The sequence below is a fragment of the Variovorax sp. 20P10.2.4 genome, from assembly GCF_058244205.1.
Genome location: NZ_JBZAYE010000637.1, coordinates 1 through 4,057, shown reverse-complemented (window position 1 = coordinate 4,057; position 4,057 = coordinate 1). Strand labels below are relative to the sequence as shown.

The window sequence follows — 4,057 nt, the reverse complement described above, 5'->3', positions numbered from 1 at the left end:
ACGGCGCGCGCGAGCACCTCCACCTGCGCGCGCGGCAGGCGCACCGGCAGCAGGCCGTTCTGGAAGCAGTTGCCCTGGAAGATGTCGCCGAAGCTCGGCGCGACGATGCAGCGGATGCCCAGCGCCATCAGCGCCCACACCGCGCCTTCGCGCGAACTGCCGCAGCCGAAGTTGTCGCCCGCCAGCAGGATGCCCGCGCCGCGGTAGCGCGGCTGGTTCAGCACGCAGGCCGGGTCCTCGCTGCCGTCGGCGCGAAAGCGCAGCGCGGCCAGCGCATGGGGGCCGAGCTCCTCGCGCGGCACGCCGCCGAACAGCGGCTCGACGCGCACGATCAGGTCGGTGTCGATGTTGTCGCGCCACAGCGGCGCGGCCGTGGCGGTGAGCACGCCGAACGGGGTCATGGCCGGGCCTCCATGGCGCGCGGATCGACCAGGCAGCCAGCGATGGCGGCGGCGGCCGCGAGCTGCGGGCTCGCGAGATGGGTGCGCGCGCCCGGTCCCTGGCGGCCGACGAAGTTGCGGTTCGAGGTCGACACCACGCGCAGGCCCGGCGGCACGGCCTCGCCGTTGGCCGCCACGCACAGCGAGCAGCCCGACTCGCGCCACTCGAAGCCGGCGTCGAGGAACACCTGCGCCAGCCCCTCGGCCTCGGCCTCGCGCTTGACCAGCTCCGAGCCCGGCACGATCCAGGCGCGCACGCCGCTCGCCACGCGCCGGCCACGCACGGTCTCGGCCGCGAGCCGCAGGTCGGAGATGCGCGCGTTGGTGCACGAGCCGATGAACACCCAGTCCACCGGCGTGCCCGCGATCGCGTCGCCGGCGCGCAGGCCCATGTAGTCGAGCGCGGCCTGCCGTGCGGCGCGCTGCGCCGGATCGCTGGCGGCCGCCGGATCGGGAATGCGCGCGTCGATGCCGATGGTGTCCTGCGGGCTCGTGCCCCAGGTGACCTGCGGCACGACCTCCGACACGTCGATGCAGACCTCGCGGTCGAACACGGCGTCGTCGTCGCTGCGCAAGGTGGCCCATTGCGCCGCGGCCTGGTCCCACTGCGCGCCGCTGGGCGCGAACGGCCGGCCGCGCACGTAGGCCAGCGTGCGCGCGTCGGGCGCGACGATGCCGAAGCGCCCGCCCATCTCCACCGACAGGTTGCACACCGTCATGCGCGCCTCGATGTCGAGCGCGTCGATGGCCGCTCCCGCGTACTCGACCGCGCAGCCCGAGGCCCCGGTGGCGCCGAGCCGGCCGATGGCATGCAGGATCAGGTCCTTCGCGCTGGTGCCCGCGGGCAGCGTGCCCTCGAAGCGGATGCGCATCTGGCGCGGGCGCTGCAGCACGATGGTCTGGGTCGCGGCCACGTGCTGGAACTCGGTGGCGCCGATGCCGAAGGCCAGCGCGCCGAGCGCGCCGTGGGTGCAGGTGTGGCTGTCGCTGCAGACCACCGAGGCGCCCGGCAGCGTGAGCCCGAGCTCGGGCCCGACCACGTGCACGATGCCCTGCCCCGGCTGGCCGACGTCGAACAGGCGGATGCCCTGCAGCCGCGTCTCGTGGCGCAGGTCGGCCAGATAGCGGATGGCGTTGGGCGTGTGGCCCTCGCGGCCCGGCGCGGTCGACACCGTGTGGTCGGGCATCGCGAAGGTCAGCTCGGGATGGCGCACCGGCAGCCCGCGCCGGCGCAGCGCCGCGAGCGCCTTGCTGCCGGGATCGCTGACCAGGTGGCGGTCGACGTGCAGCAGCGAGAAGCCGCCGCCCAGGTCGGACACCACGTGGGCGTCCCATATCTTCTCGAAGAGCGTGCGGCCGGGCATGCGGGGGTCTCTGGACGTTGGCTGTCGTGGGTGTCGTTCGGTCTTATTGTATTGATATCAATACTTTTAGCCAACGCCCCGACCCGCCCCCGTCATCGACCGCTAAGATTTGCCCATGGACCTCAACAGGCAGCCCGGCGTGGCACTGCATCACCAGATCTCGACCCTGATCGAGGACATGGTCGCCAGCGGGCGACTGCGCGACGGCGACCAGCTCCCCACCGAGGAGGAGCTGCGCGAGAAGTACGGCGTCTCGCGCGTCACGGTGCGGCGCGCGCTGCAGTCGCTGGAGGAACGCGGCCTGCTCAAGCGCCAGCGCGGCCGCGGCACCTACGTGTCGGCGCCGTTGCGCTCGGCGCCGCTGCCGATGCCGATGGAGTCCTTCCTCGCCACCATGGCCGAGCGCCGCTCGCGCAGCAAGCCGTCGGTCAAGGAGTTCGGCTTCGTGCCCGCGCCCGCCGACGTGGCCACCGCGCTGCGGCTCGAGGAAGGCACGCCGGTGCTCCAGGTGGTGCGGCTGCGCAGCACCGGGCGGCTGCCGATCCTGCACAGCATCGTCCACCTCATCGAGGACGTGGGCCGGCGCTTCGTGCGGGCCGATTTCTCGCGGCTGTCGTTGACCGAGCTGCTGCAGGGCCAGGGCATCCGCTACGGCCGCATCGAGATGCTCACGCGCGCCACGCTGGCCGACGCGCCGCTGGCCGCGCTGCTCGGCGTGCCGATGGCCTCGGCGCTGGTCGACGTGCTGCGCATCGGCCACGACGAGGCCGACCGGCCCTTCGAGTTCCAGCGCCTGCGCGGCCCCTCGGACCGCTTCCACTCGCACGTCACGATCCGGGGCTGACCTCGCGCACGCGCTCCAGCGTGTAGTCGATGAAGGTGCGGATCGCGCGCGTGTGCTGGCGGTTCGGCATGTAGAGCATGAACATCTGGGTGCCGAAGATCGACAGCCGCCAGTCGTCGAGCGTGGTCAGCACCTCGCCGCGGCGCACGTCCTCGGCCACCACGTAGTCGGGCACCAGGCCGATGCCCAGGCCCGCGAGGATGGCCTGGCGCAGGAACAGGAAGTTCTCCGAGATCAGGGTCGGCTCGAGCACCACCTCGCGCCGGATCTCGCCCTGGTAGGCCGACACCCGCAGCTGCCGCCCGATGACCGCCGCCGTGACCACCGGCGCGCCGTGCAGCCCGTCGAGCTGCACCGGCAGCGGATGCTGCGCCGCGTAGTCGCGCGAGGCGCAGGCCACGTAGCGCACCGGGCCCATCGCGCGCGCCACCAGGTTCTGCGGCGGCTCGGGGATCACGCGGATCGCGATGTCGACCTCGTCGCGCAGCAGGTCCTCGATGCGGTTCTCGAACACCACGTCGAGCACGATGCCCGGGTAGCGGCGCTTGAAGTCGATCAGCCAGTCGGCCATGACCAGCTGCCCGTAGCCGCTGGGCACGCTCAGCCGCACCTGGCCCTGCAGTCCCTCGCCCAGCGTGGTGACCGATTCGCGCGCCGCGCGCAGCTCGCCCTGGATCGCGACGCCGTGCTGGTACAGGCGCAGGCCGATCTCGGTCGGCTCGGCGCGCCGGGTGGTGCGCCGCACCAGCTGCGCGCCGACCGAGCGCTCGAGCTGGTTCAGGTGGTAGCTGACGTTGGCCCGGGTCATCTTGAGCCGGCGCGCGGCCGCGCTCAGGTTGCCGGCATCGATGATTTCGACCAGCAGGGTCAGCGATTGGAGGTCCATGGCCGGATTTTGTCAAAAATCCTTTGACAGTCTGTCAACCGACTATGCAATTGTCAAAACCGGGATGGGTGCAAAGAATGCGGGGTTCACCCCAGGACCCTCGCCGCCCGCGGAAGGGGGTTCGACCTCCCCAGAGCCTCGCGCCGCTCCGGCGCGTCACCGAGACAAGCGACACGCACATGGCCACCCCGACCTCCAGCCCCTCCACGTCCTCCGGTCCCGTCGCCTTCGAGCGCCAGGGCGACGTCTTCGTCGTGACCATCGACAACCCGCCCGTCAACGCCCTGGGCGTGGACGTGCGCCGCGGCCTGGTGGCCGCCATCGACGCGGCCGAGGCCGACGCCGCGGCCAAGGCCGTGCTGATCGTCGGCGCGGGCCGCAACTTCATCGCCGGCGCCGACATCCGCGAGTTCGGCCAGGCGCCGCAGCCGCCCTCGCTGCCCGAGGCCTGCCTGAAGATCGAGAACTGCAGCAAGCCCGTGATCGCCGCCATCCATGGCGCCGCGCTCGGCGGCGGCCTCGA

The 4,057-nt window shown here is 72.3% G+C and carries 5 protein-coding genes; 2 read left to right on the top strand and 3 right to left on the bottom strand.

Annotation, left to right across the window (positions count from 1 at the left end; genetic code table 11):
- Positions 1 to 401, bottom strand: a 401-nt coding sequence (gene leuD / locus AC27VN_RS34720; protein WP_490879541.1) for a 3-isopropylmalate dehydratase small subunit, incomplete at its 3' end; no start/stop codon positions are given.
- Complete coding sequence (leuC, locus tag AC27VN_RS34715; protein ID WP_490879540.1) at positions 398 to 1,804, bottom strand: 3-isopropylmalate dehydratase large subunit; 1,407 nt, start codon at positions 1,802 to 1,804, stop codon at positions 398 to 400. The genes leuD and leuC, both read right to left, overlap by 4 nt.
- 115 nt (positions 1,805 to 1,919) lie before the next feature.
- On the opposite strand from leuC, the gene AC27VN_RS34710 reads away from it, so the two are divergent.
- Positions 1,920 to 2,648, top strand: a complete 729-nt coding sequence (locus AC27VN_RS34710) for a GntR family transcriptional regulator (protein ID WP_203204324.1) — start codon at positions 1,920 to 1,922, stop codon at positions 2,646 to 2,648.
- Here AC27VN_RS34710 and AC27VN_RS34705 read toward each other — a convergent pair.
- Positions 2,632 to 3,534: a LysR family transcriptional regulator gene (locus tag AC27VN_RS34705; protein WP_093355618.1), complete on the bottom strand. Its 903-nt coding sequence runs from the start codon at positions 3,532 to 3,534 to the stop codon at positions 2,632 to 2,634. The two genes, AC27VN_RS34710 and AC27VN_RS34705, sit on opposite strands and share 17 nt — an antisense overlap.
- A 179-nt stretch (positions 3,535 to 3,713) precedes the next feature.
- Between AC27VN_RS34705 and AC27VN_RS34700 the strand changes: the two genes are divergently transcribed.
- Positions 3,714 to 4,057: enoyl-CoA hydratase/isomerase family protein (locus AC27VN_RS34700; RefSeq protein WP_490879539.1), on the top strand; the 344-nt coding region annotated here is incomplete at its 3' end.